Source organism: Qipengyuania sphaerica, assembly GCF_019711595.1.
Classification (GTDB): domain Bacteria; phylum Pseudomonadota; class Alphaproteobacteria; order Sphingomonadales; family Sphingomonadaceae; genus Qipengyuania; species Qipengyuania sphaerica.
The window spans coordinates 268262-290247 of the sequence record NZ_JAIGNR010000001.1 but is presented as its reverse complement, the minus strand read 5'-3'; the positions used below and the strand labels follow the sequence as shown (position 1 = coordinate 290247).

The 21986-nt window shown below is 62.4% G+C and carries 24 protein-coding genes; 6 read left to right on the top strand and 18 right to left on the bottom strand.

Annotated features, from left to right (window positions below):
- Positions 1 to 21: 21 nt before the first annotated feature.
- The 11 genes from K3178_RS01560 to dsrE2 all read right to left on the bottom strand — a co-directional run bounded on the left by K3178_RS01560 (position 22) and on the right by dsrE2 (position 11193).
- Positions 22 to 684, bottom strand: a complete 663-nt coding sequence (locus K3178_RS01560) for an exopolysaccharide biosynthesis protein (RefSeq protein ID WP_221569634.1) — start codon at positions 682 to 684, stop codon at positions 22 to 24.
- Positions 685 to 744: 60 nt separating this feature from the next.
- Complete coding sequence (locus K3178_RS01555) at positions 745 to 1194, bottom strand: MaoC family dehydratase (RefSeq protein ID WP_221569633.1); 450 nt, start codon at positions 1192 to 1194, stop codon at positions 745 to 747.
- A complete protein-coding gene (locus tag K3178_RS01550) occupies positions 1194 to 2612 on the bottom strand; it encodes an aldehyde dehydrogenase family protein (protein ID WP_221569632.1) in 1419 nt (472 codons plus the stop codon). The genes K3178_RS01555 and K3178_RS01550 overlap by 1 nt, the downstream gene beginning before the upstream one ends.
- Before the next feature lie 28 nt (positions 2613 to 2640).
- Positions 2641 to 3717 (bottom strand): CaiB/BaiF CoA transferase family protein, encoded by a 1077-nt coding sequence (locus K3178_RS01545; protein WP_221569631.1) that lies wholly within the window; start codon positions 3715 to 3717, stop codon positions 2641 to 2643.
- A gap of 68 nt (positions 3718 to 3785) precedes the next feature.
- Positions 3786 to 4358 carry a molybdenum cofactor guanylyltransferase gene (gene mobA, locus K3178_RS01540; RefSeq protein ID WP_221569630.1) on the bottom strand — a complete coding sequence of 191 codons (573 nt, stop codon included), beginning with the start codon at positions 4356 to 4358 and terminating at the stop codon, positions 3786 to 3788.
- A 1-nt stretch (position 4359) separates the two neighbouring features.
- Positions 4360 to 5316 carry a dimethyl sulfoxide reductase anchor subunit family protein gene (locus K3178_RS01535; protein WP_221569629.1) on the bottom strand — a complete coding sequence of 319 codons (957 nt, stop codon included), beginning with the start codon at positions 5314 to 5316 and terminating at the stop codon, positions 4360 to 4362.
- Between the two features lie 14 nt (positions 5317 to 5330).
- Positions 5331 to 6080, bottom strand: coding sequence for a 4Fe-4S dicluster domain-containing protein (locus K3178_RS01530; RefSeq protein WP_221569628.1), 750 nt, complete (start codon positions 6078 to 6080; stop codon positions 5331 to 5333).
- Positions 6077 to 9052, bottom strand: a complete 2976-nt coding sequence (locus K3178_RS01525; RefSeq protein ID WP_221569627.1) for a molybdopterin oxidoreductase family protein — start codon at positions 9050 to 9052, stop codon at positions 6077 to 6079. The genes K3178_RS01530 and K3178_RS01525 overlap by 4 nt, the downstream gene beginning before the upstream one ends.
- 94 nt (positions 9053 to 9146) lie before the next feature.
- The gene (locus K3178_RS01520) at positions 9147 to 10478 is read right to left on the bottom strand and encodes an OmpP1/FadL family transporter (protein ID WP_221569626.1); all 1332 of its coding nucleotides are present in this window, start codon (positions 10476 to 10478) and stop codon (positions 9147 to 9149) included.
- Positions 10441 to 10668: a sulfurtransferase TusA family protein gene (locus K3178_RS01515; RefSeq protein ID WP_221569625.1), complete on the bottom strand. Its 228-nt coding sequence runs from the start codon at positions 10666 to 10668 to the stop codon at positions 10441 to 10443. The genes K3178_RS01520 and K3178_RS01515 overlap by 38 nt, the downstream gene beginning before the upstream one ends.
- A gap of 18 nt (positions 10669 to 10686) precedes the next feature.
- A complete protein-coding gene (gene dsrE2 / locus K3178_RS01510; protein WP_247713476.1) occupies positions 10687 to 11193 on the bottom strand; it encodes a sulfur carrier protein DsrE2 in 507 nt (168 codons plus the stop codon).
- 181 nt (positions 11194 to 11374) lie between these two features.
- On the opposite strand from dsrE2, the gene K3178_RS01505 reads away from it, so the two are divergent.
- On the top strand, positions 11375 to 11719 hold the full coding sequence (locus K3178_RS01505) for an ArsR/SmtB family transcription factor (protein WP_247713475.1): 345 nt from the start codon (positions 11375 to 11377) through the stop codon (positions 11717 to 11719).
- On the opposite strand, the gene K3178_RS01500 is transcribed toward K3178_RS01505, so the two are convergent.
- From K3178_RS01500 to K3178_RS01485, 4 genes are read right to left on the bottom strand one after another with little or no spacing between them, the layout of a single operon-like run.
- Positions 11716 to 12123, bottom strand: coding sequence for a protein tyrosine phosphatase family protein (locus tag K3178_RS01500; RefSeq protein ID WP_221569624.1), 408 nt, complete (start codon positions 12121 to 12123; stop codon positions 11716 to 11718). The genes K3178_RS01505 and K3178_RS01500 overlap by 4 nt on opposite strands.
- Positions 12110 to 12556: a DUF6691 family protein gene (locus K3178_RS01495; protein ID WP_221569623.1), complete on the bottom strand. Its 447-nt coding sequence runs from the start codon at positions 12554 to 12556 to the stop codon at positions 12110 to 12112. Before K3178_RS01495 ends, K3178_RS01500 begins: the two co-directional genes overlap by 14 nt.
- Positions 12553 to 12987: a YeeE/YedE family protein gene (locus tag K3178_RS01490; protein WP_221569622.1), complete on the bottom strand. Its 435-nt coding sequence runs from the start codon at positions 12985 to 12987 to the stop codon at positions 12553 to 12555. Before K3178_RS01490 ends, K3178_RS01495 begins: the two co-directional genes overlap by 4 nt.
- Positions 12984 to 13934, bottom strand: a complete 951-nt coding sequence (locus tag K3178_RS01485) for an MBL fold metallo-hydrolase (protein WP_221569621.1) — start codon at positions 13932 to 13934, stop codon at positions 12984 to 12986. The genes K3178_RS01490 and K3178_RS01485 overlap by 4 nt, the downstream gene beginning before the upstream one ends.
- Positions 13935 to 14033: 99 nt before the next feature.
- Between K3178_RS01485 and moaA the strand changes: the two genes are divergently transcribed.
- The 5 genes from moaA (at position 14034) to K3178_RS01460 (ending at position 18764) form a co-directional block, all read left to right on the top strand.
- Positions 14034 to 15050, top strand: coding sequence for a GTP 3',8-cyclase MoaA (gene moaA / locus K3178_RS01480; RefSeq protein ID WP_221569620.1), 1017 nt, complete (start codon positions 14034 to 14036; stop codon positions 15048 to 15050).
- 10 nt (positions 15051 to 15060) lie between these two features.
- Positions 15061 to 16245 (top strand): molybdopterin molybdotransferase MoeA, encoded by a 1185-nt coding sequence (locus K3178_RS01475; RefSeq protein WP_221569619.1) that lies wholly within the window; start codon positions 15061 to 15063, stop codon positions 16243 to 16245.
- Positions 16246 to 16383: 138 nt separating this feature from the next.
- Positions 16384 to 17070, top strand: a complete 687-nt coding sequence (locus K3178_RS01470) for a class I SAM-dependent methyltransferase (RefSeq protein ID WP_221569618.1) — start codon at positions 16384 to 16386, stop codon at positions 17068 to 17070.
- A 148-nt stretch (positions 17071 to 17218) separates the two neighbouring features.
- Positions 17219 to 17836, top strand: coding sequence for a hypothetical protein (locus K3178_RS01465; RefSeq protein ID WP_221569617.1), 618 nt, complete (start codon positions 17219 to 17221; stop codon positions 17834 to 17836).
- On the top strand, positions 17826 to 18764 hold the full coding sequence (locus tag K3178_RS01460; protein ID WP_221569616.1) for a lysylphosphatidylglycerol synthase domain-containing protein: 939 nt from the start codon (positions 17826 to 17828) through the stop codon (positions 18762 to 18764). Before K3178_RS01465 ends, K3178_RS01460 begins: the two co-directional genes overlap by 11 nt.
- Here K3178_RS01460 and K3178_RS01455 read toward each other — a convergent pair.
- From K3178_RS01455 to K3178_RS01445, 3 genes are all read right to left on the bottom strand, one after another.
- Complete coding sequence (locus tag K3178_RS01455) at positions 18761 to 19798, bottom strand: glycosyltransferase family 2 protein (protein ID WP_221569615.1); 1038 nt, start codon at positions 19796 to 19798, stop codon at positions 18761 to 18763. The genes K3178_RS01460 and K3178_RS01455 overlap by 4 nt on opposite strands.
- Before the next feature lie 3 nt (positions 19799 to 19801).
- Positions 19802 to 21337: a hypothetical protein gene (locus tag K3178_RS01450; protein ID WP_221569614.1), complete on the bottom strand. Its 1536-nt coding sequence runs from the start codon at positions 21335 to 21337 to the stop codon at positions 19802 to 19804.
- A gap of 384 nt (positions 21338 to 21721) precedes the next feature.
- Complete coding sequence (locus K3178_RS01445; RefSeq protein WP_221569613.1) at positions 21722 to 21979, bottom strand: DUF4242 domain-containing protein; 258 nt, start codon at positions 21977 to 21979, stop codon at positions 21722 to 21724.
- Between the last annotated feature and the right edge of the window lie 7 nt (positions 21980 to 21986).

The following is a 21986-nucleotide window of genomic DNA, read 5'->3' as shown; positions in this document are numbered from 1 at the left end:
GCGCCTCTTAGAGGCCTCGGGTCAAGGCCCCGTCACGAAGGGAACGCCATCGTAATGTCCGGCCTCTTCCTCGCCGGTGTAGGTCACGGCGAGATATGCGCCGCCCGCCAGGGCAGCGCCGGCGAGCAGCAGGGCGATCACCATGATTTTGCCGTCACGCACGGTCAGCGCGAGGCCGATCGCGGCAATTGCAAGCATGGGCGCGCTGCTCGCGAAGGGCAGCACCTCCAGTGGGGGAACAGCGCAACAAAGGAGGATGACGACCGACGCGGCAATCTTCAACCATACGCCTTCGGTCAGCTTCTCGAGCCGGTGGCCCTGGCTATGCTCGTCCAGCCAATGTGCGATCCCGCGCAGCTTCTTCACCGCCTTGTGCAATTTCTTGGAGCCTACCGCGCGGTTCTGGATGAAGTCCGGCATCCAGACGTGATCTTTACCCATGAGGAGTTGCACCGCCACGATGGCAACGATCAAGGCAAGGAAGGTCGGAACGCCGGGTATGCCGCCGACCGGTGTAATCTCCAGCAGCGCAGGCAGCATGATAAACGGACCGAAACTTCGCCCGCCGAAATCGTCCAGCACATCGCGAATGCAGACCTCGTGCTGGTCTGCCGCGAGCTCGTCGAGTTCGCCGAGGACTTCCTCGACGCTTTCCGGATCTTTCTCGCTTTTCTGCTCGTTCACGCGCTGTCCCCTTCGTCCCTCAACGCGTGAGGCTGACAAAGGGGTGCAAAGCGCGGAAAATCAGACGCTTTTCTTCAGCAATGCCGAGCGTTCGCAGCGGCATACGACCTCGCCGCGCTGGTTCACCGCCTCGTGCAGGAAAGTGACGATGCCGGTGTCGGGACGCGACTTGCTTTCGCGAAGGCCGATGACCTCGCTCGTGGCATGCAGCGTGTCGCCGATGAACACGGGCTTGGGCATCACCAGCTTGTCGTAACCCAGGTTCGCCACCAGCGTGCCGAGCGTGGTGTCGCCCACGCTCAGCCCCACCATCAGCGAGAAGGTATAGGTCCCGTTGACGAGGATCTGCCCGAACTCGCTTTCCTTGGCCGCTTCCACATCGAGGTGGAGCGGCTGCGGATTATGGGTCATCACGGTGAAGAAGAGGTTGTCCGCCTCGGTCACCGTTCGCCGGATTTCATGGGTCAGCTTGTCGCCGACCTGCCATTCGTCGAAGAACTTGCCCGCCATCAGCTGTGGCCCATCACGGCTTTCACTTCGAGGAAGTCGTGGAAGCCCCACTCGCCCCATTCGCGGCCGTTGCCCGATTTCTTGTAGCCGCCGAAGGCTGCATTCATGTCGTAGCCGCCGTTGATGGCGACACGTCCCGCGCGGATGCGCTTGGCGAGCTTCTTCGCGGTCTCGATATCCTCGCCCATGATATGGCTGGCGAGGCCGTATTCGGTGTCGTTGGCGATGGCGATCGCGTCCTCGTAATCGTCGTAGCCGATCATCGCGAGCACGGGTCCGAAAATTTCCTCGCGCGCGATGGTCATGTCGTTGGTGACATCGGCGAAGACGGTGGGCTTAACGTAGTGGCCGGTCTCCAGACCTTCGGGCTTGCCGGGGCCGCCTGCGACCAGCGTCGCGCCTTCTTCGATGCCCTTTTCGATGAGGCCCTGGATCTTGTCCCACTGCGCCTTCGAAACGACCGGGCCGATGGTGGCATTGCCCTTCGGGTCGCCCGGAATCACGCCCTCGGCAGCTTCCTTGGCCGCGGCCTTGGCCTCTTCCATGCGCTTGTGCGGCACGAGCATACGGCTCGGCGCAGTACATGTCTGGCCCGAATTGCCCATCATCGCGGTGGTGCCGCGCATCACTGATTTGGTAAAGGCGCTGTCGTCGAGAATGATGTTGGGGCTCTTGCCGCCCAGTTCCTGCGCCACGCGCTTGACGGTGTCGGCAGCGTTCTTGGCGATAGCGATCCCTGCGCGGGTCGAGCCGGTGAAGCTGACCATGTCGATGTCGGGATGGCCCGAAATAGCCTCGCCCACGCCCGGCCCGTCGCCATTGACGAGGTTGAACACGCCCGCAGGCACGCCCGCCGCATCGAGGATTTCGGCGAAGATATAAGCGTCGAAAGGCGCGATTTCGCTGGGCTTGAGAACCATGGTGCAGCCGGTCGCCAGCGCGGGGAAGACCTTGCAGGCGATCTGGTTCAGCGGCCAGTTCCACGGGGTGATCATCCCAACCACGCCGATCGGCTCCCACACGTGGAGCGTCGGGCCGTCCTGGCGTTCGAAATCGAACTTCTCGAGCACTTCGATGGCAGTCTGGCAGTGTCCGGCGAGCAGGCCGGTGTGGGGGCCATTGGCGAGGCTCATCGGCGCACCCATTTCCTCCGAGACGGCAAGTGCGAGGTCGTCCTTGCGATTGGCGATTTCGGCCTGGATGGCGCGCAGCAGGGTGAGGCGCTCTTCCTTGGAGGTCTGGCTGAAGGTCTCGAAGGCGCGGCGCGCGGCCTTGACCGCCTTGTCGACATCAGCAGCCGTGCCGAAGCTGATGTGACCGATGGTCTCTTCGGTGGCAGGGTTTTCGACCGGCTGCGTGTTTTCGGTGACCGGGTCGACCCACTGGCCATCGATGTAGAACTTGGTGCAATCGCGCATGGGAAAATCTCTCCTTGTGCGCGCCCCTCTAGCCCCCTTGTGCCCAGCGCGCCACTACCTCTTCGCCGTCTTCCGCACTGTCGCGGATGACACCCGGCGTGCGGTCGAAACGCGGTGCGGGCGCGGTGTGCGAACGCCCGCCATAGTCGACGAAAGCCCCGCGCGCTTTCATGTGCGGATGGTCCTTTGCCTCGTCGAGCGGCACGACCGGCGCGAAGCAGGCATCAGTGCCTTCGAGCAGTGCGGTCCATTCGGCTTGGGTCTTGGTCCTGAACAACGCAGCGAGCTTTTCGGTGTAATCGTCCCAGTTGGAGGGATCGAGCTGGCCTTGCGCCAATTCCTTCGGCGCATCGGCACGGGCAAGCAGCTCGGCATAGAATTGCGGCTCGATCGCCCCGACGCTGACTTCCTTGCCATCCGCGCAAGTGTAGCAGCGGTAGAAATGCGCCGCCCCGCCCAGCAGGCCCGCGCCGCGTTCGGTCGTGCGAAGTGCACTGTGCGGCTGGCCGTAGAAAAAGCTCATCAGGCTGGTCACGCCATCGACGATCGCCGCATCGACTACCTGCCCCTTGCCGCTGGTCTGGCGCTCGTAAAGCGCGGCAAGTATGCCGAAGGCGCAATACATCGAGCCGCCTCCGAAATCACCGACGAGGTTCTGCGGCGGGATGGGCAATTCGCCCTTTGCCCCGATGCTGTCGAGCGCGCCGGTGATGGCGATATAGTTGAGGTCGTGCCCTGCTGCCTGCGCCAGCGGCCCGTCCTGACCCCAGCCGGTCATGCGCGCATAGACGAGGCGTGGATTGAGGCCGAGCACTTCGTCCGGCCCCAGCCCGAGCCGCTCCATCACGCCGGGGCGGAAGCCTTCGATGAGCACATCGGCATTGGCGAGCGCTTTCTTCACGAAAGCCTGTCCCTCCTCGCTCTTGAGATCGACGCCGGCGCGGTTGCGTGCGCGCTCGACCACAGCATTCATCGGCTGGTGTCCCGGCCGCTCGATGCGAACCACTTCCGCGCCCAGATCGGCGAGCAGCATGGCGACATGCGGCCCCGGCCCGATGCCCTGGAATTCGACCACGCGAAGGCCGGTCAGCGGTCCGTTGCTCATTTCTCTCTCCCGATTGGCGTTTGCCCCAAGAAAGCGAAACGGTCCGCAATTGCAACCGGTTTGAGTGCTCAGGCGAGGCGCGCTTCGGCCTCGGTCAAGTCTTCGGGCGTATTGACGTTGAAGAAGGGGTCACCGTCTTCGGTGTCCCATTCCACCGTCACATAGCCAAGCAAATTGGCAAGTCCGAACAGCGAGCGATCCTCGCCTTCAAGATAGTCCGGCAGCGCACGGCCCAGCGCCTCGACATTCCACATGGAGCAAACCGGCACGTCCCGTTCGTCGCAGCGCGCCATGGCGCAATTCGCCCCGCCATCGACCATCCACGCCAGTCGCTCGGGCACGTCGCCGGGGAGGAAGGGCATGTCGCATGCGATCAGGAGAAGGCAGGTTTCGCCATCCCCCCGGGCCTTGTCGAAGGCTGCTGCCAGACCTGCAAGCGGACCTTTCAATTCGGGGCGGTCATGAATGACTTCGCAGGTCGCATCGGTGACTTCATCGCGCGTCACTATGACCGGCGTGCGGTCCCAAAATCGCACTGTCGCTACTGCGCGGTCGAGCAGCCTCCTGCCGCCCAGGACCCGCTCGGCCTTACCGCCTCCGATCCGCCGCCCCTCGCCACCTGCAAGTACGGCGACCAGCATGTCAGACCGCCTGTTCGCCGTAGTAAAGCGTCACCGCGTGCTTGGCCTCTGCAAAAAACAGCCAGCGTTCGGCGGTGATGCCGATCTGGCAGGCGATGACGGAGAGCAAGGTGACCAGCAGGTTCAGCGGTCCTTCGGCGAAGACAAGGCCCAGGGCCACACAGATTATCGGCACCACAAAACCGAGCAGCGTTGCAATGCGGCGCAATTTTTCGGCGTGCTTGCGCGCGATGCGGAAGCCCATTTCACGCAGCAGGTAATTGTCGCTGTCATGGGGGCTGCCTGTCATCTCGACCTTGCCGAGGTGACCCAGACCGGTAGCCGTCCCGGCGGTACTGACCGGCGCTGAAGTGCGGATATTCTGCCAGTAGAGCAGCTTCACCGCGAGACCTGCGAGGAGCATGGCCAGCGCGATACTACGCATTGCTGCTGCGGCGTCGGCAAAGCCGAACAGAGCGAACAAGAAGGCGAGGAAGACCGCGCCGTTCATCGGACCGAGTACGAGGTAGCCAGCGACGGTCCAGCCATTGTGCCATGCGGGAATGGTCCTCAGCGAGGCATAAATCATCGAGGTGAAGTAGAGCGTCAGCAACGCCATGGCAGCACCGATGACACCGACGACCGCGCCCAGCGCCATGTCGGCAATTCCGAAGATCGCAACGAGCGCAAACAGGCCGAGCGGCACGAAGCCGATGATTGCAGCCAGTCCCTCGCGGCTGAGCCAGCTGGAGCGCCATTGCGACATCGCGCGCCATGCCCGCTCGGGCCGGCCGAGGTGGAAGGTCGAAGACAGCAAGCCGCCCACGATCAGAGCGAAGGCCAGGCCGAAGACGAGGATCCCGAAAACGGTTTCCTGAGGCAGCATTCCCAGCGCTGCGAGGACCGCCAGCCAGATCATCATACCGTAACCCGCGCCGCTCGCGGTGGTGAAAAGGATGACGGATTTCGCCGGATGCATTCGCGTAAGGCCCCTTAGGAAAGTATCTTGTCGACCCAGCGCGCGATAACACCAGCGCCCTCGGTGCTTTCATCGGCGGAGGCGAGCATCCGCGGGGCCTTGTCAGCTGTGCGGCCATCCTGCCTCGGGCGGGGCGGCAGGTACTTGTTGACCGGCTTCGTCTCTTGTTCGGGCATAAGATCATAGCCGCCGCGCGCCGCGACAAGTTTCGATACCTCGCTTTCCGGATCGCCCAGATCGCCGAAGCTGCGCGCGCCTGCAGGGCAGGTCGATACGCAGGCCGGAACGCGGCTCTCTTCGGGCAGGTTCTTATTGTAGATCTTGTCGACGCAGAGCGTGCATTTCTTCATCACGCCTTCGTTTTCGTCATACTCGCGTGCGCCATAGGGGCAGGCCCAACTGCACAGCTTGCAGCCGATGCAGATATCCTCGTTGACGAGAACGATACCGTCCTCCTCGCGCTTGTAGCTTGCGCCCGTCGGGCAGACGGTGACGCAGGGCGCATCCTCGCAATGGAGGCATGAGCGCGGGAAATGGACGGTCTGGCCGTGACCAGCCTCATCGAGGGTTTCATAGGTGTGGATGCGGTTGAACCAGACGCCGTCGGGCTTCTTGCCGTAGGGGTCGTAGTCGGTGAGCGGCGCGGACTTGGCGCTCGCGTTCCACTCCTTGCAATTCACCGCGCAGGCGTGGCAGCCGACGCAGATGTCGAGATCGACGACGAGACCGAGCTTCTTGGCGGTGGTTTCGGGAAGGCTGGTCATCTGTCTTCGCTCACCCTGTTACCGCGTCCGTCCCTGATGCCATCGACCCAGCTGTGGTTGGCGCTGCGCTGGCCGATGAAGTCCTTGAGCGGCGCCTTGCCGCCCGTGTCCTGCCCTTGCAGGTTCTCGCCGAATTCCATCGGACCGGTCTTGCCGCTGAAGCGCTTGTCCATCGCTTCGAACACCGGATAGGCCTCGCCCGCCTCCTCCTCGGTGCATTTCCTGAGGCGCACGCGCAAATCATACCACGCGGCCTGGCCGGTAACGGGGTCGGAATTCGAATATTCCTTCCCGCCCTTCTCTGGCAGCAGCTTCTCGGTGATGATGTGGTTGAGCAGGAAACCCTTCTCGAATTCGGGGCTATCCTTGTCGAGGCCCCAAGCGCCCTTACGCTTGCCGATGGCGTTCCATGTCCAGACGACAGAAGGGTTCACGCCCGTCACCAGCCGCACCTGCGCCTTCACCCGCCCGCGGCCGTTCTCGATCCAGACCCAATCGTCGTCTTTCAGGTCGTGTTTTACCGCAAGGTCGCGGTGCATGTGGAGCTTGTTGGCATTGGTAATCTGCCGCAACCAGGCGTTCTGGCTGCCCCAGCTATGATACATGTGCATCGGCCGCTGCGAGAGCGCGTGGACCGGGAATTCATCGCCGCCCTCGTCCCTCTCGAGGAAAGGCTGGTACCAGATGGGCAGCGGGTCGAAATAGGTCTCTATCCGCTCGCGATGCGCCTCTGGCGGCTGGATCTCGCCATGCCCCTGCGCGGCGAGGCGGAACTTCTGCAAATCCTCGTTATACAGCTGGAAGGTGATGGGGTCGGCATGCCCAAGCCACGCCATCTTCTTCGCATGCTCGAGATATTCGCGGTTGGCGAACTTCATGAACTGCGCGGAAAGCGGCAGTTCCTCGTGCCAGAAGCAGCCGTTCTCGATGTAGCGGTCGAGCTGTCCCGGATTGACCGCGCCCACGCCCGACTTGCTCCCGTCTTCGCCGCGCCAGCCCGATAGTGGGCCGACACCCGGCGCACGTTCGTGATTGACGATGTAATCCTCGTAGCCACCGGGGAATTTGGGCGAGCCGTCCTCGTTCGTCATTCCCGGCAGGCCCAGCCTTGCCCCGAGGTCGAGCAGAACCGTCTGGAACGGCCGCACATCGCGGTCGAGCGGGATCACCGGCTGGCGAATGGCATCGCCCCCGCCATGCGCCGAGGAAATCGGCCGGTCGAGCATCGAGATGCAGTCCCAGCGCTCGAGATAGGTCGTGTCGGGCAGGATGAGGTCGCAATATGGGACCGTCTCCGAATAGAAGGCGTCGGAGTAGATGATTTTCGGGATGACGTATTCGCCGTCCTCGCGCTTCTTCGTGAAGTACCCCAGCGTCTCGGGGATATTCATCGAGCTGTTCCAGGCCATGTTCGCCATGAACATGAACAGCACGTCGATACCGTAAGGGTCCTGGGTCGCCACATTGTGCAGCACCATGTGCATCATGCCGTGGAGCGCGAGCGGATGCTCCCAACTGAAGGCCTTGTCGATCCGCAGCGGGTCGCCGTGCTGGTCGACGATCAGGTCGGCAGGAGAACGCGGGAAGCCGAGCGGCGGACCGTCGAGTGGCAATCCCGCCTGGGCCTTGGGCCATGCCGCCTTCACGCCCGGAGGGATGGGCTTGGGGAACGGCGCCTTGTAGCGCCAGCCGCCCGGGCAATCGACGCTCCCCAGCAGCGCCTGCAGGATATGGATCGCTCGGCAGGTGTGGAAGCCGTTCGAATGAGCCGAGATGCCGCGCATGGCGTGGAAGCTGACGGGACGACCGACGAATTTGTCGTGATGGCGACCCCAGGCATCGACCCAGGGCTCCTCGATCACGATCTCCTTCTCGAAGGCGGTCTCGGCCAGCTCGGCAGCGATGCGGCGGGTGACTTCGGCAGGAACGCCGGTGGTCTCGGCCACGGCTTCGGGCGAGAATTCCTCGTTCAAATAGCGTTCGGCGAGAATCTGGAAGGAGGGGACGACAGTGCGCCCTTCGACTCGGCGCTCTCCGGCAAAAGCGGGCTTGCGATGCACCGCATTAGCCAGCACCGCCTTGCCCTGTTCAAGACACCAGACCAGCGGCCCGCCATCCTTGTCGCGCAGGAACAGGCCGTCGTCCTCGGTGCCGGGCTCGCGGATGACCAGCCAGGGCGCGTTCGAATAGCGCGCAAGGCTCGCCCAGTCGATTTTCTCTGCACGCAGCAATTCGTGGATGATGGCGAAGACGAACAGCCCGTCGGTGCCGGGGCGGATGCCGATCCACTCGTCGGCGATCGCAGAATAGCCCGTGCGCACCGGATTGACCGAGACGAACTTGGTCCCTTCGCGCGTCTTCAAATTGCCGAGGCCGAGCTTGATCGGATTGCTGTCATGATCGTCGGCCACGCCGAACATCATGTGATAAAGCGTGCGCTCGTAATCGGGCTCGCCGAATTCCCAGAACGCCCCGCCCAGTGTGTACAGGCCCCCAGCAGCCATATTGACCGAGCAGAAGCCGCCGTGCGCGGCAAAATTATGGGTGCCGAACTGGCTCGCCCACCAGCCGGTCAGCGATTGCGACTGGTCGCGCCCGGTGAAGAAGGCGAGCTTGCCCGGGTCGCGCTGGCGCACTTCGCCGAGCCACCGGGTGGCAAGCTCCAGCGCCTCGTCCCACTCGATTTCCTTGAACTCGCCAGACCCGCGCTCACCCACGCGCAGCAGCGGCTTGGTCAGCTTTGCGGGCGCATACTGGTGCATGATGCCAGCGCTGCCCTTTGCACAGAGCACGCCCTTGTTGACCGGATGGTCGGGATTGCCCTCGATATAGCGGATCGTGCCGTTCTTGAGGTGGACCTTTATCCCGCAGCGGCAGGCGCACATGTAGCAGGTGGAGGTCTTCACCTCGTCGGCGACTTGCGGGGACAGCCCCACATCCTCGCGCACCGTTTCGAACGGATTGAACCCCATCGCTCTCCTGCAGAGCCGCGCTATATCACGATCTCCTAATACGGGTATCGCAGCGCGCCCGCAGGAGGGCAACAGGGAAAAGGGCCGTGCGAGCCTAAAGCTTGAACTTGAGGCCCAGCGTGAGCTCCAGCTGGTTCATCTCGATCTCGACCGTGCGGCCCGGATTGGGGCCCAGCGGCGAGACTTCGATGCCGCTAACGCTTTCGTCGGGGGCATACATCAGCGCCAGTTCGAAAGCCGCACCGCTGCCGAAGCCGAAGCTCGCGCCGGCAGTGAAGTGATCCTGGATAACACCCGGCGCGAGAACATTGATCGTCACGTCATCGCCGCTGATCGGCTGCGAGTTGTGGGCATAGCCAGCGCGAAGTGCCAGCGTGTCGCTTGCGCGATATTCGGCCGCGATCTTGTAAGCATCGACATCGTCCCAGCCGAAGCCCGGACCACCACTCGAGCCGAAAGGCGCCATGATGCGCGAGCTGTTGCCGACCGATCCGGCCTCGGAATAGTTGATGCGGCGATAGTCGGCCATGACGGTGAACTGGGGCGTAACGTCGGCCGCGACACCCACCTGCCAGGTCGAGGGGATGTCGAAATCGCCCTGGTCGGCAAACAGGCCGGCGTAATCGTCGAACTCGCTCATCGCGAACTTGGTCTGGTAGGCGCCGCCGATACGAAATCCATCGACCGGTTCGACCTCGATCCCGACGCGCGCGCCGAAACCAGTCGAGATGTCATGTCCGTTGTCGGAAAGGTTCGCCGGGTCGGCAGAAAAGCCGCCGAAGGCTGCAACCCCGCGTCCGCGAAAGCGCTGGACTGCGAAGATCGGCGAAACGCCGACGCGCACTGCGCCGAAATCATGCGCATAGGCCGCCGCGAAAAAGGCCTGCATCATGTTGACCCCGGCCTCGCCGCCACAGAAAATCCCGTCGGGCGCCGGCAAAGGCATGGTGCCGCAAGCAGGATTGGCGACTGCGGAATAATTCGTGTTGAGCCCGCCGTTACCGCTCAGCGAGAAGCCGAGCGTGCCGTTTCCGCCCAGCTTGTAAGCCAGCGCCAGGTTGGGGATCGGGAAGATGTCGACGTTGCTCTCGGTGTTGCCGGCCGGGAGAAAGCCGGGATCGCCGGTGACCGTGAAATCGCGATTGGGATTGAACAGCGAAACGGCAATGGCGATTTCGCTGTCTTCCAGCGTGGCGATGCTCGCAGGGTTGACGTTGATCGCGGTGGCATCGCGCCCGTCTGCCGCACCTGCACCGGCCAGGGCCTTGCCGCGCGCGCCGACGCCGTTGGAGAAATAGCCTTCGGTCGCATGCGCTGCCGGAGCGACTGCCGCCAAGGCGAGGAAAGCGGAAGCGCCCGTCAACAGGCGAGAGATAGCCGGGCGCATCTCAGCAAACCCGCTCGAGCACGAAGCGATAAGTGCCATTGTCCTCGCCCGAATCCACCAAACGGTTGCCGGTCGCCCTTGCGAATGCCTCGAAGTCCCTCACCGAACCGGGGTCGGTGCAAAGGATTTCAAGCGTCTGTCCGTTCGACAGATCCTTGAGTGATTTCTTCGCCTGCAGGATCGGAAGCGGGCAGTTCAGCCCCTTCGCGTCGAGCGTTGCATCAGCCATTTCGTGTTTCCTTCCCGCTTACATGTACAGGTTGATGTCGGACTGGAGCGCGGATTCCATCCAGGTGGCAGCGCCACCGATCTCGATACCGTCGATCATGTCCTCTTTCTTCTTTTCGAACAGATCGAGGGTCATCTGGCACGCTATCATTCTTACGTCGGACAGAACCGCAGCTTCGCGCAGCTCCTCGATCGAGGCGACACCCTTCTTCTTGATCATGTTCTTCATCATCGCGGTCGCCCCGCTGGTGACACCGGGGAGCATGCCGACCATGTTGGGCATGCCCATGTGCATCCCCATCATCGGCATCTCCATTGCCGGATTGCCGAGCGGCGAAACCTTGAGGTCGAGTTCCTTGTCGAGCAGGCCGAGCCCGTAGAAGGTGAAGAACATCGTCACTTCGACATCCATCGCTGCGGCAGTCGTGCCGAGGATGAAGGGCGGATAGGCCCAGTCGAGCGTGCCCTTGGTGCAAATGATGGTCATCTTCTTGGTATTGCCTGGGATCATGCCGTCATCGGCCATAGTCTAGCCCTCCGTTTCCGGCCCGGAGATAACGAAAAACTGCCAAAAAAGCGCTAATGCGGCCTCAAGAATGGCGATTGACGCTAAAACCGTCTCTCGCTTGCCAGCACAGTGGCAACTGCCTAATTTGACCTATCCTGATGCGCGAGGATTGCGCTCGGCTAGGACTGGACGGGAAAAAATGGATCTACCTCTGGACTTGATGCGAGCGAACGCCGCCCGGGCGACTGCGCTGCTCAAATCCATGGCCAATGAATCGCGGCTGATGATCCTGTGCCATCTCTCGCAGGGGGAAATGTCGGTCGGCGAACTGTCGGAGCACCTTGCACTTTCGCAATCCGCGCTCTCGCAGCACCTCTCGCTCCTGCGCCGCGAACATCTCGTAAAGACGAGGCGCAATTCACAATACGTCTACTATTCGCTCGACAGCGAGGAAGTGAAGGCGGTGATGGGGACGCTCTACGACCAGTTTTGCGCGAATTGCGAGGCAGAGGCTGAAACCGGCGGCGAGGCAGCTCGGGCCTAAAGGCGTCCGCGGATTTCAGACAGGTCGTGGCCGGCAGCCGCTGCCTTTTCGATCCGTTCTTCCGCACTCAGCCCTTCGGGATTGCTGAGCGCCCAGAGAATGCTGGCACGACGCCCGGACCCGCAATAGGCCAGGACCGGCCCCTGCGCTTCCGACAATATCTTGCCCTGCTCTTCGACATGGCCGGGGGCAAGCTGGCCGGGGGTCAAGGGATTGTGATGGAAGGCGAGCCCCGCTGCCTCGGCCGCAGCGCGGATTTCGGCCGCATCGGGCTGGCCTTCGATCTCGCCGTCGGGCCGGTTGCACAGGATCGTGCGATAGCCTGCATCGGCGATTTCCTGCACCTCGTCGGCATGCACCTGGCCGCGTACACTGATGGCATCGGTGATCTTACTGGCGTGCATGGACGGGTTCCTCTGTTCTTGTTCTGGCTATTGCGCGGTGGAGCGCCATGCCCGCGAGCAGGCTGGCGGTAAAGACCAGCGCCTCGACAGGGGCGATGATGAAGATTGCCACACCGGGACCCGGGCAGAGTCCGGCAAGGCCCCAGCCGGTGCCGAAAAGGGCAGCACCACCAACGAGCTGGGGAGTTAGGTCGGTCCGGTCGGGAAGCGAGAATTTCGTTTCGAAAAGCGGGCTCGCCATACGCGGGACAAACCGCCAGGCGATCGCCATCACGGCCAGCGCGCCGCCCATCACGAAGGCGAGCGTCGGATCCCATTGCCCGAACACGTCGAGAAAGCCGCGGATGCGTGCGGGATTGGTCATCCCGCCCAGCGCAAGGCCTGCACCGAACAGCACGCCGGAGACGGCTGGAAGAACCTGCCGGGCAATCATGCGATCATTCCCAATACCGCCACGGTCGCGATTCCTGCCGCAATGAAGGTCGCTGTCGCTACGATCGAACGCTGCGACAGGCGGCTCACACCGCACACTCCGTGGCCGCTTGTGCAGCCGCTACCCATGCGCGCCCCCAAGCCGACAAGCAGGCCGGCTGCGATCATCATCGGGATCGATGCGAATTCGGCTTCAAGCCCGCCCTTGATCCAGTAAATGGCCGCGGCGCCGGCAGGCATTCCGGCAAGGAAGAGCCAGGCGCTGGGCATGGGAAGGTCGGAGGCGTTGATCCTGAAGGCCCGCCCGACAATGCCGGAGACGCCGACTATGCGTCCTGCGCCCAGCAACATCACGGCAGCAGCAATGCCGATAAGCACGCCGCCGGCGAGGCCCTCGATCGGGGCCGCTTGGGGAAATCCTGGCAGGCTCATACAGCGTTGACCGGTATCTTGATGTAGCTGACGCCATTGTCTTCGGGCTCGGGCAGACGCCCGCCACGGATATTGACCTGCACGCTCGGCATAATGAGCTTGGGCATTGCGAGTGTCTTGTCGCGCGCGGTGCGCATCTTCACGAATTCATCCTCGCTCGTACCTTCCTTGACGTGGACGTTCTCCCGCTTCTGCTGGCCGACGGTGGTCTCCCACGCATATTCGTCGCGGCCCGGGGCCTTGTAATCGTGGCACAGGAACAGGCGGGTTTCTTCCGGAAGCCGCAACAGCCGCTGGATCGACTGGTAGAGCTGGCGCGCATCCCCACCGGGAAAGTCTGCACGCGCCGTACCGAAATCGGGCATGAACATTGTGTCGCCTACGAAAGCCGCGTCTCCGATGATATAAGCGTAGTCGGCTGGCGTATGGCCCGGTACGTGGAGCGCGATGGCTTCGATCTCGCCGAGGCTGAAACTCTCGCCATCGTCGAAAAGGTGGTCGAATTGCGAGCCGTCGCGTTCGAAATCGGTGCCGGCGTTGAACAGCTTGCCGAAGACCTCCTGCACGCGAATTATTTCCCTACCGATGGCGAGTTTGCCGCCGAGTTTATCCTGCAGGTAGGGCGCGGCCGAGATGTGGTCGGCATGTGCGTGCGTTTCGATCAGCCAGGTTACGGTAAGATCGTTCGCCTTCGCGTATTCGACGATTAGATTGGCCGAGCCATGCGAGGTGCGACCGGCTGCGGCATCGTAATCGAGCACAGAGTCGATGATTGCCGCCTCCCTGCTCGCCGGGTCGTGGACGACATAGCTGATGGTATTGGTCGCCTCGTCGAAGAAACCGGCGATCGAAGGGCGTTTCGCCTTGTCTCCGGCCGCTGCGCGGACTTGAGCAGCAGCGCTTTCAAGCGGGCCATCCGGGGCAGAAGAATTAGCAGGATCGGTCATATGAGCATTATCTAATATACGTGCTTCGTATGTCAATGACCCGGCATCGTGCGGACGGGCGGTGACATTGGCGCCTCGGCGGGTATATGATCGATCCGAATGGCTTTGTTCGATCCACCCTCTCCCTCCTCAACGGGGCAGCTGCAGGACGGTTTCGGGCGACGCTTTTCCTATTTGCGCCTGTCGCTGACCGAGCGCTGCAATTTCCGCTGCACCTACTGCCTGCCTAACGGATTCCAGGCGCAGAAGAGCCTCCCGACCGAGCTCTCGCGCGACGAAATCCGGCGCGCGGTTGCCGCCTTCGCGAAATTGGGGTTGTGGAAGCTCCGCCTGACCGGCGGCGAGCCTACAGTGCGGACCGACTTTACCGACATCGCGCGCAAACTGGCGCAGGTCGAGGGTATCCGTCACCTCGCCATGACCACCAATGGCTACCGGCTCGAACGCAGCGCTGCGAAATGGCGCGAGGCGGGTGTCGACGCGGTCAATGTCAGCATCGACACGCTCGATCGCACGCGCTTTGCCGAAGTGACCGGTCACGACAAGCTGGAAGGCGTCGTGCGCGGAGTGGACGTGGCGCTTGGCGCAGGTTTCGCCTCGGTCAAGGTCAACAGTGTGCTGTTGCGGGAACTCGAGGGCTCGGGTTGGGACGACGTGCTTGGCTTCGTTGCGCACCGCGATGTCTCATGGCGTTTCATCGAACTGATGCGAACGAACGACAATGCGGGCTTCCACCAGAGGCAGGCGACGCCTGGCGAGCTTGTGCGCGAGCGGCTCGATGCCTCGGGATGGTACGCGCTTGCCCGCCGCGAAGGTGCCGGACCGGCGGTCGAATACGCCCATCCGGATTACCGCGGTCGGATCGGCCTCATCGCGCCTTATTCGAGCGGGTTCTGCGACAGTTGCAACCGGTTGCGCCTCTCGAGCCGCGGCAAGCTGCACTTGTGCTTGTTCGGCAGCGAAGGCCTGGAGCTTCGCGACCTCCTCCAGCGCGACGACCAGGCTGGCGAACTGGTCGAACGGATCGAAGCGGCCATGCCTGCCAAGATGCGCGGCCACAGGCTGCACGAGGGCGACAGCGGTGCAACTCCGCATCTCGCCTCGATCGGCGGCTGACCGACCGGCCGTGCTCACTTTCGACGAGGCTATTGCGCTGCTGGACGAGGCGGTTTCGCCATTGACGAGCGAAACCGTGAAAATCGAGCATGCGGCAGAACGCTATCTCGCCGAAGATTTGCACGCCCGCACCGACGCGCCGCGCAGTGATGTCTCGGCGATGGACGGCTATGCGGTGATCGAGCGCACGACCGTTCCCGGTAATCCGTACAAGGTTGTCGGCGAAGCGCGTCCCGGCATGCCTTACCCTCGCACCTTGCAGGAAGGCGAAGTGCTGCGGATTTTCACCGGCGCACCTGTGCCGCAAGGTGCCGACTGCGTCATCATGCAGGAATATGCGACGAGCGATGGCGAGCATGTGACTTTCGCCGAGGGGTTCGGGCCAGCCCGCCATATACGCAAGGCCGGCGGCGATTTTCGCGAGGGAGATTTGCTACTAGCGAGGGGTTCTTGGCTCACCCCTCGCGCCATGGTGACAGCCGCTGCCGCTGACCGTGACCGCATCGAAGTCTACCGGCAACCCAAGGTAGCGATCATCGCGACCGGAGAGGAACTCGTCACGCCAGGGAACGCGCATGCAACCGACGCGGGCTTGCCCGAGTCCGCCAGTTTCGGCGTTTCTGCAATGTGCGGGCGAATGGGCGCTCAAGTCATCATGCGCGCGCGTGGGCGCGACGATCTGGACGAACTGGCCGGGCTTGCGAGCGAGGCAATTTCCTCGGCCGACCTCGTCGTCGTCACCGGAGGAGCATCGGTGGGCGATCACGACCTCGCCAGGCCGATGTTCGCCGATATCGGCCTCGACCTGGTGTTCTCGCGCATCGCCATCAAGCCGGGCAAACCTGTCTGGCTGGGCAGGGCCGGGGGCAAGCTCGTGCTCGGCCTGCCGGGCAATCCCACCTCCGCCATGGTCACCGCACGCCTGTTCCTGTGCCCGCTTTTGGCCCGCTTGCAGGGCGGTGCGATTGCAGACCAACTCGGATTCCTTCCCATGCTTCTGGCCGGACCGCTCGATGCAGTCGGCTCCCGCGAGACCTTCGTGCGGGCAGCGAGCACCCAATCGGGTCTTCAACCCGCCGACAATCAGGAAAGCGGCGCGCAGGCCCCGCTTGCTACCTCCGATTGGCTGATCCGCCGACCAGCGAATTCTCCAGCGATCGCGGCAGGTGGCTCGGTACAAGCGCTCCCTTTCTGACTGCAGCCAGGCGGTTGGCAAAAAATCCACCTCGCGTTAACCATGAATTTGCCTTTTCGCGGTAAGAGGGGGATCGGGCGCTAGCATGATCGATGAGGGCGCGGATCGAGGCGCATTGCCGAGGGGCTTTTGACCGGAATGAAGAATTACGTTGCCCAGCCCGACTGGTCGGATTTCGACGACATGTGGCTGTCGAATTACGACGATGCCAATTATGGCAACAGCCTCAGCGCGGGCGTGCTCGGCCGCACCCATTCGCTGATCGAAAAGGATAAGCGCCTCAAGGCGCATTACGGCACGGTGCTGGAGATCGGCGCCGGCACTATGGCCCACTTCCCGACCGTGAAACACGGGTTCGACCGTTACATCGCAACGGACGGCAATCCCAAGGTCGTCGATTGGCTCAAGCAGCGCGACTGGGATCCCCGGGTCGAAATCCTGCAGGTCGAAGGCGCAAAACTTCCCTTCGAGGATGACAGCGTCGACCGCGTCATCGCCACCCATGTGCTGGAGCATGTGTCCGAGCCGGTCGAGGCGCTGCGCGAATGGACGCGCGTGATCAAGCCGGGCGGTGTGCTGTCGCTGATCTTGCCGTGCGATCCCGGCTTCCTGTGGCGCATGGGTCGCTCGCTGGGCCCGCGCAAACAGGGCACCGAAGCGGGCCTGCCCTATGATTATTACATGGCCATCGAGCACCGGAACCCGATCCACAATTTGCGGCACATCGTCGGCTTTCATTTTCCCAAGCGGACCGAGAAGTGGTGGCCGCTGGGTATCGCTTCACCCGACCTCAACCTGATCTACGGCGTCAATTGCTACGTCTGAGCGCAGCCAGCCAATCGGGACACACGTCATCCAACTCCGCTATATCCTGTCCGCCGGACGTACCGGCACAGTCTTCCTCGAAGGACTGATCAACCGCCAGTTCGGGGCCGGCACGGCGCAGCACGAGCCGGGCGAGACGCGTTACCAGATGATGCTTGCCAATATGCGCAACGACTGGGGTGTGGGCGGCGCGATCCTGGCTCCGCTGTTCCGTCGCTCGCGCGATCGCAGGCTGGCAGAGCGGGGGGATAATTATGTCGAGATCAACCCCTTCCTGTGCCCGATGACCGACCTGCTGCCCGAAGACGGCAAGGCTCTGCATGTCGTCCACATGGTGCGCGAGCCGGGAGACTGGGCGACTTCGATCACCAACTTCAAGGCATCGACCCGCTTCCGCGACGTCATCGACCATGTACCCTTCGCCAAGCCCTATCCCTCGCCGCGCCCCGAAGGGTGGTCGGCCATGCCCGAGATCGAGCGGGCTTTGTGGCGATGGCAGTGGTGCAACTCGAATATCGCGAAAATAGCCCCTCGATGCGAAGCCTACTCGCTGGTGCGATACGAGCATCTGTTCTCCTCCGATCACGCAACGGTGCGGCACACGGTCGATACGGTCTCGCGCACTCTGGGCATGGCCCGGCCGCTCACGCTCGATCCGGCTGACCTCGACCGGCGCGCGAACCCATCGCAGGGCGATCAGGCACGCCCCGCGCAAGACGTGATCGACCGCATCTGCGGCCCGCAGGCGGCCAGATATGGATATTAGGCGGATCGCGTTCAGGACCGCCGCCGCGTTGCTTATTAGCGGCTTGCTGCTGGCGCTGCTGGTCCGTGTGGCGGACATAGAATGGCGCGACTTTGCTGAGGTCAGTCCCGGCGGTTTCGCACTGGTGCTTGCGTTCCACCTCCTATTGCTCGTCACCCGAGGCATACTGATGAGCCAGCTGGCGCGCTGCGGAGAAGGCCACCTTGCCAGCCATAGGGCGTGGATACGCCTCGCTGCGCGCCATCAGTTCCTGTTCACCATCTTGCCGACGGGTCTGGGAGACCTGCTCTTCCCCGCACTCGCCAGGCGCTTGGTAGGCCATTCGGCAGCCAGCGGTTTTGCGGTGATCGTTCAGATGCGCGCCCGCGACCTGATCGTCCTGCCCGCATTCGCGCTTGCCGGCGGGTTATGGATATCCGGCCTTGAATGGCTGGGCGTTGCCGTCGCCCTCACAGCCGCACCAGCCTTGTTCTTTGCCGACAAGCTGTTCCGGATAGCGCTGGAAATACTGCGCAAGCCCCTGCCCGAAGGCAGGATCGCCGGCTTCCTCGAAACCGCAGCGGGTCCCGGCCCCGCCGGTCCGCCGGAGAGGCTGCGTCTTGCTGCCACCAGCCTCTTGATCTGGATATTGGCCACTTGTGCGGTACTCGCAGCATTCTCTGCCATAGACGAACCGGTTTCGGTTGGCGTCGCGGTCCTCTTCCTCGCGGGAATCAATTTCTTCGGTGCGCTCGCGCTATCGATCGGCGGGCTTGGCGTTGCCGAGGCGGGAGGAGCTGCCGCACTGGTCCTGGCCAATCGCGGCGTAAAAAGCGCTTCTGCGCTGGCGCTGGTGGTGCGGCCCATGCTGCTGGTATCGATGCTTGCAGCCAGCCTTCTTGTCGACTTCGTCCTGACGATAGACAAACGGTTCGGCAGCCGTATCTAGTCCGGCTCGGCGAGCCGCTCCCGGTCCCGCTTCGCCAGTACCGTCAAGCTGCCCGCGCGCGAGTTCATAGTCTCGTTCGGACTCTTCGATATGTCGTAATGCAGGAATGACAGCAGCAGCTGGAAGCCGACCAGAACCGGGGTGACGCTGAGCATCACGGTGCCGGTGGTCGCGGGCATTCCGGTGCGCGAGCTTTCGATCCATTCGGCGATCCCGAAGACGAGCCCGAATGTGAGCAGGACCAATCCTGCCAAAAGGCTCAGAGAAGCGACGTCGAAATTGCGCAGGAGGTAGTTGTAGACCACCCGCTTGAAGAAATTGCGCAGGTGCAGCAGCGGAAATGTCAGCAACGAATGCGTGACGCTCAAATTGCTCTGCTCTTCGCCGTAGATCGCTTCCATCGGCTGGTCGACGACCAGCGCCCCGAAGGTGTTGAGACGGAACAGCATGTCGGATTCAAAGAAGTAGCGCTGGTGCAGCTTGCCTAGCGGCAGGATGCGTACCGCTTCGGCGCTGATGGCGGTGAACCCGTTGGTCGGATCGGACAGGTTCCAATATCCCGAGGAAAGGCGCGAGAAAAAGGTCAGGCCCGCATTGCCTACCAGCCGCATGACCGGCATTGCGCGGACGCTCTCGATATCGAAGAAGCGGTTACCCTTCACATAGTCCGCATGGCCCGCGAGTATCGGCTCTGCGAGGCGCGGGGCGAAGAACGGATCCATCTGCCCGTCGCTGTCGATCTTCACCATTGCTTCCGCGCCCAGTTCCAGGGCCTTTCGATAACCGGCTACCGTCGCACCGCCTACGCCGAGGTTCTTCTCGTTGGTAACGATCGCAATGCGCGGATCGGCTTTCGCCAGCTGCTGAAAAACCTCTGCCTGCCCGTCATCGCTCCGGTCATCGACGAGGACGATCGTGCCGATTTCGGACGGCACGGCGGATACCACTCGGGCAATGGTCCTGCCGGCGCGAAAACACGGGATGACCACGGCGATGTGATGCGCTGAAAGGTCCGGCTTGGTGGCTGCGATCATCGATCAGTTCCTGCGTCGCACATAGGCTTCGAATTCGGGGCTGGGCGAATCTATGCGCCGGTAGTCCTTCCACGCTTCGCGAAAATCCTCGTCTTCATTGTAGAATTCGAGGAAATCGAACGTGCTTGAACCAATTGCGTGGCGGATTTCGGCCTTATCGACAAGCACCAGCGCGGGTTTTCCCGCGATATCGCGGGCCATGGCCGCGCGCTCTTTCTGCTCGGCAAAGGCAAGGAGCTCGGCATCCTTTTCCGTGCCTTCGCGAAGCCTGACGACTGCGGGCAGGAATATCCGGCTGTTGCTCGCCGAACTCCAGCGGCGGTCTGCATAGATACTGACCGGAAAGCCCGGGTACGGATGGGTCGAAATGGCAAGGTAGGTTTCCTCGCGATCGACGTGATCCCTCACGAAATCGGTCAGTTCGGCTTTGGGCTCGAACAACTGCCCTCCCGGCTGGCTCGCTTTAAGCCACAGCACGGGCGTGACAAGATTGATGGCAAGAGCGAAGGCCACGACAACCCGCTGTATCCGCTGCCTTGAAGGATCGAGATTGCGCAAGAGCAATGCGTTGGCAATCAATCCGAGTGTGAATGCAGGGTAGAGGTGGTACGAATAGTATTTCGCCTGGATCACGGCTGCCAGAAGGAATGGCACGCTTGCCAGCAGGCAAATGAGAGCCATGCCCGAGATGTTTTGCCGCGAACTCCACGCCATCGCTCCGCCCAGACCCAGGGGTAATAGGTACTGGAGAGTGATCCTGAGCCAATGGCCCGGGGAAGCTTGTTCAAATGCCCAGTAGACCTTCGAAATGTCCGGTACTGCTTCGAACAGCCATTCTCGTGCGAAAAGCAGGATTGCTGCAGCATAGACAATACCCGACAGCACCGCGCCGATCGCTTCGGGCCGCCAGAGCAAGGCAAGCTGGCGTCGGCGCAACAGCAAGGCTGCTTCGACAACGAGGGGGACGAGCGCGAAATATGGCTTGAGTGCGATCCCGAGCCCCGCGGCTACTCCGATCGCAAAGGCGAAGCGGCCAGAGAGGACCGCCCCGTCATAACGCCTGCCCGCTGCCAGCAGGTAAGGCAGCGAAAGCATTGCGGTGATATGTTCCCTTTGTCCGAAATCCCTATACGCGCCCAGTGTGAAGAGAAGTGCGCAAAGCAGGAGGATCCCGCAGCGAAAAATACGGTTATGACCGCCTTCGCGCAGCAGCCGGTCCGCGGCAAGGAGAGAAAACAGGGCAAGAGCGACAATGAAGGCACGAAATGCGTGTTCGACAGGGAGGCCGGTCAACCGGGCCAGTGCATTCGGCACATGATATATCCACCAGACTAGTGGCGGGTTGGCCGCCACGATATCGCTGCCGAACCAGCCACCGTCGAGCAATACGCCCGAACCGTAAAGCACCCAGGACACATCGTGGTTCAGGAATGTCCGGCTAAGCAGCAGGACGCCCACAAGTATCACTATCAAGGGAATAACGATCAGACCGCCGAGCCGGTCCGCACCTCGCTCATCCCGCTTGCCTCTGAGAGACATTCAGCGTTCCTCCCTGCGACCCTTGGCGAGCCTGCATCGCCCGGATGGGCCCCACAGTGAATCTCTGCGCGGCTGCCCGTCCGAAGCCGGCCGGGCAGTCTCCCTAGGCAGGCTACATCCTGGATCGCTGCAGGACAGTCTGCACGCGTCACTTATACGCGAAAGATTGTAAAGGAAGCGTAGTCGTGGTGCTGTCCGTCAAATCGCAACTTGTCTCCGGTCGACGTAGCTATCCCCTACCCATGGAGCGGTCAGGCCATAATTTCGGGATCGAGGAAGGCGCAACTGGGGTACTGAAGCCTCCGAAACGTTTCGGTCACGGAGCCTGTGACGGAGCGGGGAGCTTGCGCCGATCGATCAATGCTTGGGTCAAACGCGCATTTGTTATTTCGCCGAATGGGGATCGATTTTGGACACCTCGACGATCTTGTCTGCCGGAATGCCCGCCATTTCGGCCGCTCTGCGGATGTCGTCGGGATTTCTTGCCTCGTAAAGACAGTAGGTCTTTGTCTGGTCAGCATTCAGGAAGGAATACAACCATTGAACTCCCGCCTGTTCGTTGATCCCGCCGATCGCCTCCACGCCTTCGGGCGTAATTTCCAGTTTCTCGGCGAATTGCCTTTCAATTAGAAACAAGGGCATTACTTGG

What these genes read in the sequence shown, in the direction of transcription:
- K3178_RS01555 (WP_221569633.1), bottom strand. Translation starts at nt 1,194, where the DNA reads ATGGCGGGCAAGTTCTTCGACGAATGGCAGGTCGGCGACAAGCTGACC.
- K3178_RS01550 (WP_221569632.1), bottom strand. Translation starts at nt 2,612, where the DNA reads ATGCGCGATTGCACCAAGTTCTACATCGATGGCCAGTGGGTCGACCCG.
- K3178_RS01545 (WP_221569631.1), bottom strand. Translation starts at nt 3,717, where the DNA reads ATGAGCAACGGACCGCTGACCGGCCTTCGCGTGGTCGAATTCCAGGGC.
- mobA (WP_221569630.1), bottom strand. Translation starts at nt 4,358, where the DNA reads ATGCTGGTCGCCGTACTTGCAGGTGGCGAGGGGCGGCGGATCGGAGGC.
- K3178_RS01535 (WP_221569629.1), bottom strand. Translation starts at nt 5,316, where the DNA reads ATGCATCCGGCGAAATCCGTCATCCTTTTCACCACCGCGAGCGGCGCG.
- K3178_RS01530 (WP_221569628.1), bottom strand. Translation starts at nt 6,080, where the DNA reads ATGACCAGCCTTCCCGAAACCACCGCCAAGAAGCTCGGTCTCGTCGTC.
- K3178_RS01525 (WP_221569627.1), bottom strand. Translation starts at nt 9,052, where the DNA reads ATGGGGTTCAATCCGTTCGAAACGGTGCGCGAGGATGTGGGGCTGTCC.
- K3178_RS01520 (WP_221569626.1), bottom strand. Translation starts at nt 10,478, where the DNA reads ATGGCACTTATCGCTTCGTGCTCGAGCGGGTTTGCTGAGATGCGCCCG.
- K3178_RS01515 (WP_221569625.1), bottom strand. Translation starts at nt 10,668, where the DNA reads ATGGCTGATGCAACGCTCGACGCGAAGGGGCTGAACTGCCCGCTTCCG.
- dsrE2 (WP_247713476.1), bottom strand. Translation starts at nt 11,193, where the DNA reads ATGGCCGATGACGGCATGATCCCAGGCAATACCAAGAAGATGACCATC.
- K3178_RS01505 (WP_247713475.1), top strand. Translation starts at nt 11,375, where the DNA reads ATGGATCTACCTCTGGACTTGATGCGAGCGAACGCCGCCCGGGCGACT.
- K3178_RS01500 (WP_221569624.1), bottom strand. Translation starts at nt 12,123, where the DNA reads ATGCACGCCAGTAAGATCACCGATGCCATCAGTGTACGCGGCCAGGTG.
- K3178_RS01495 (WP_221569623.1), bottom strand. Translation starts at nt 12,556, where the DNA reads ATGATTGCCCGGCAGGTTCTTCCAGCCGTCTCCGGCGTGCTGTTCGGT.
- K3178_RS01490 (WP_221569622.1), bottom strand. Translation starts at nt 12,987, where the DNA reads ATGAGCCTGCCAGGATTTCCCCAAGCGGCCCCGATCGAGGGCCTCGCC.
- K3178_RS01485 (WP_221569621.1), bottom strand. Translation starts at nt 13,934, where the DNA reads ATGACCGATCCTGCTAATTCTTCTGCCCCGGATGGCCCGCTTGAAAGC.
- moaA (WP_221569620.1), top strand. Translation starts at nt 14,034, where the DNA reads ATGGCTTTGTTCGATCCACCCTCTCCCTCCTCAACGGGGCAGCTGCAG.
- K3178_RS01470 (WP_221569618.1), top strand. Translation starts at nt 16,384, where the DNA reads ATGAAGAATTACGTTGCCCAGCCCGACTGGTCGGATTTCGACGACATG.
- K3178_RS01465 (WP_221569617.1), top strand. Translation starts at nt 17,219, where the DNA reads ATGATGCTTGCCAATATGCGCAACGACTGGGGTGTGGGCGGCGCGATC.
- K3178_RS01460 (WP_221569616.1), top strand. Translation starts at nt 17,826, where the DNA reads ATGGATATTAGGCGGATCGCGTTCAGGACCGCCGCCGCGTTGCTTATT.
- K3178_RS01455 (WP_221569615.1), bottom strand. Translation starts at nt 19,798, where the DNA reads ATGATCGCAGCCACCAAGCCGGACCTTTCAGCGCATCACATCGCCGTG.
- K3178_RS01450 (WP_221569614.1), bottom strand. Translation starts at nt 21,337, where the DNA reads ATGTCTCTCAGAGGCAAGCGGGATGAGCGAGGTGCGGACCGGCTCGGC.
- K3178_RS01445 (WP_221569613.1), bottom strand. Translation starts at nt 21,979, where the DNA reads ATGCCCTTGTTTCTAATTGAAAGGCAATTCGCCGAGAAACTGGAAATT.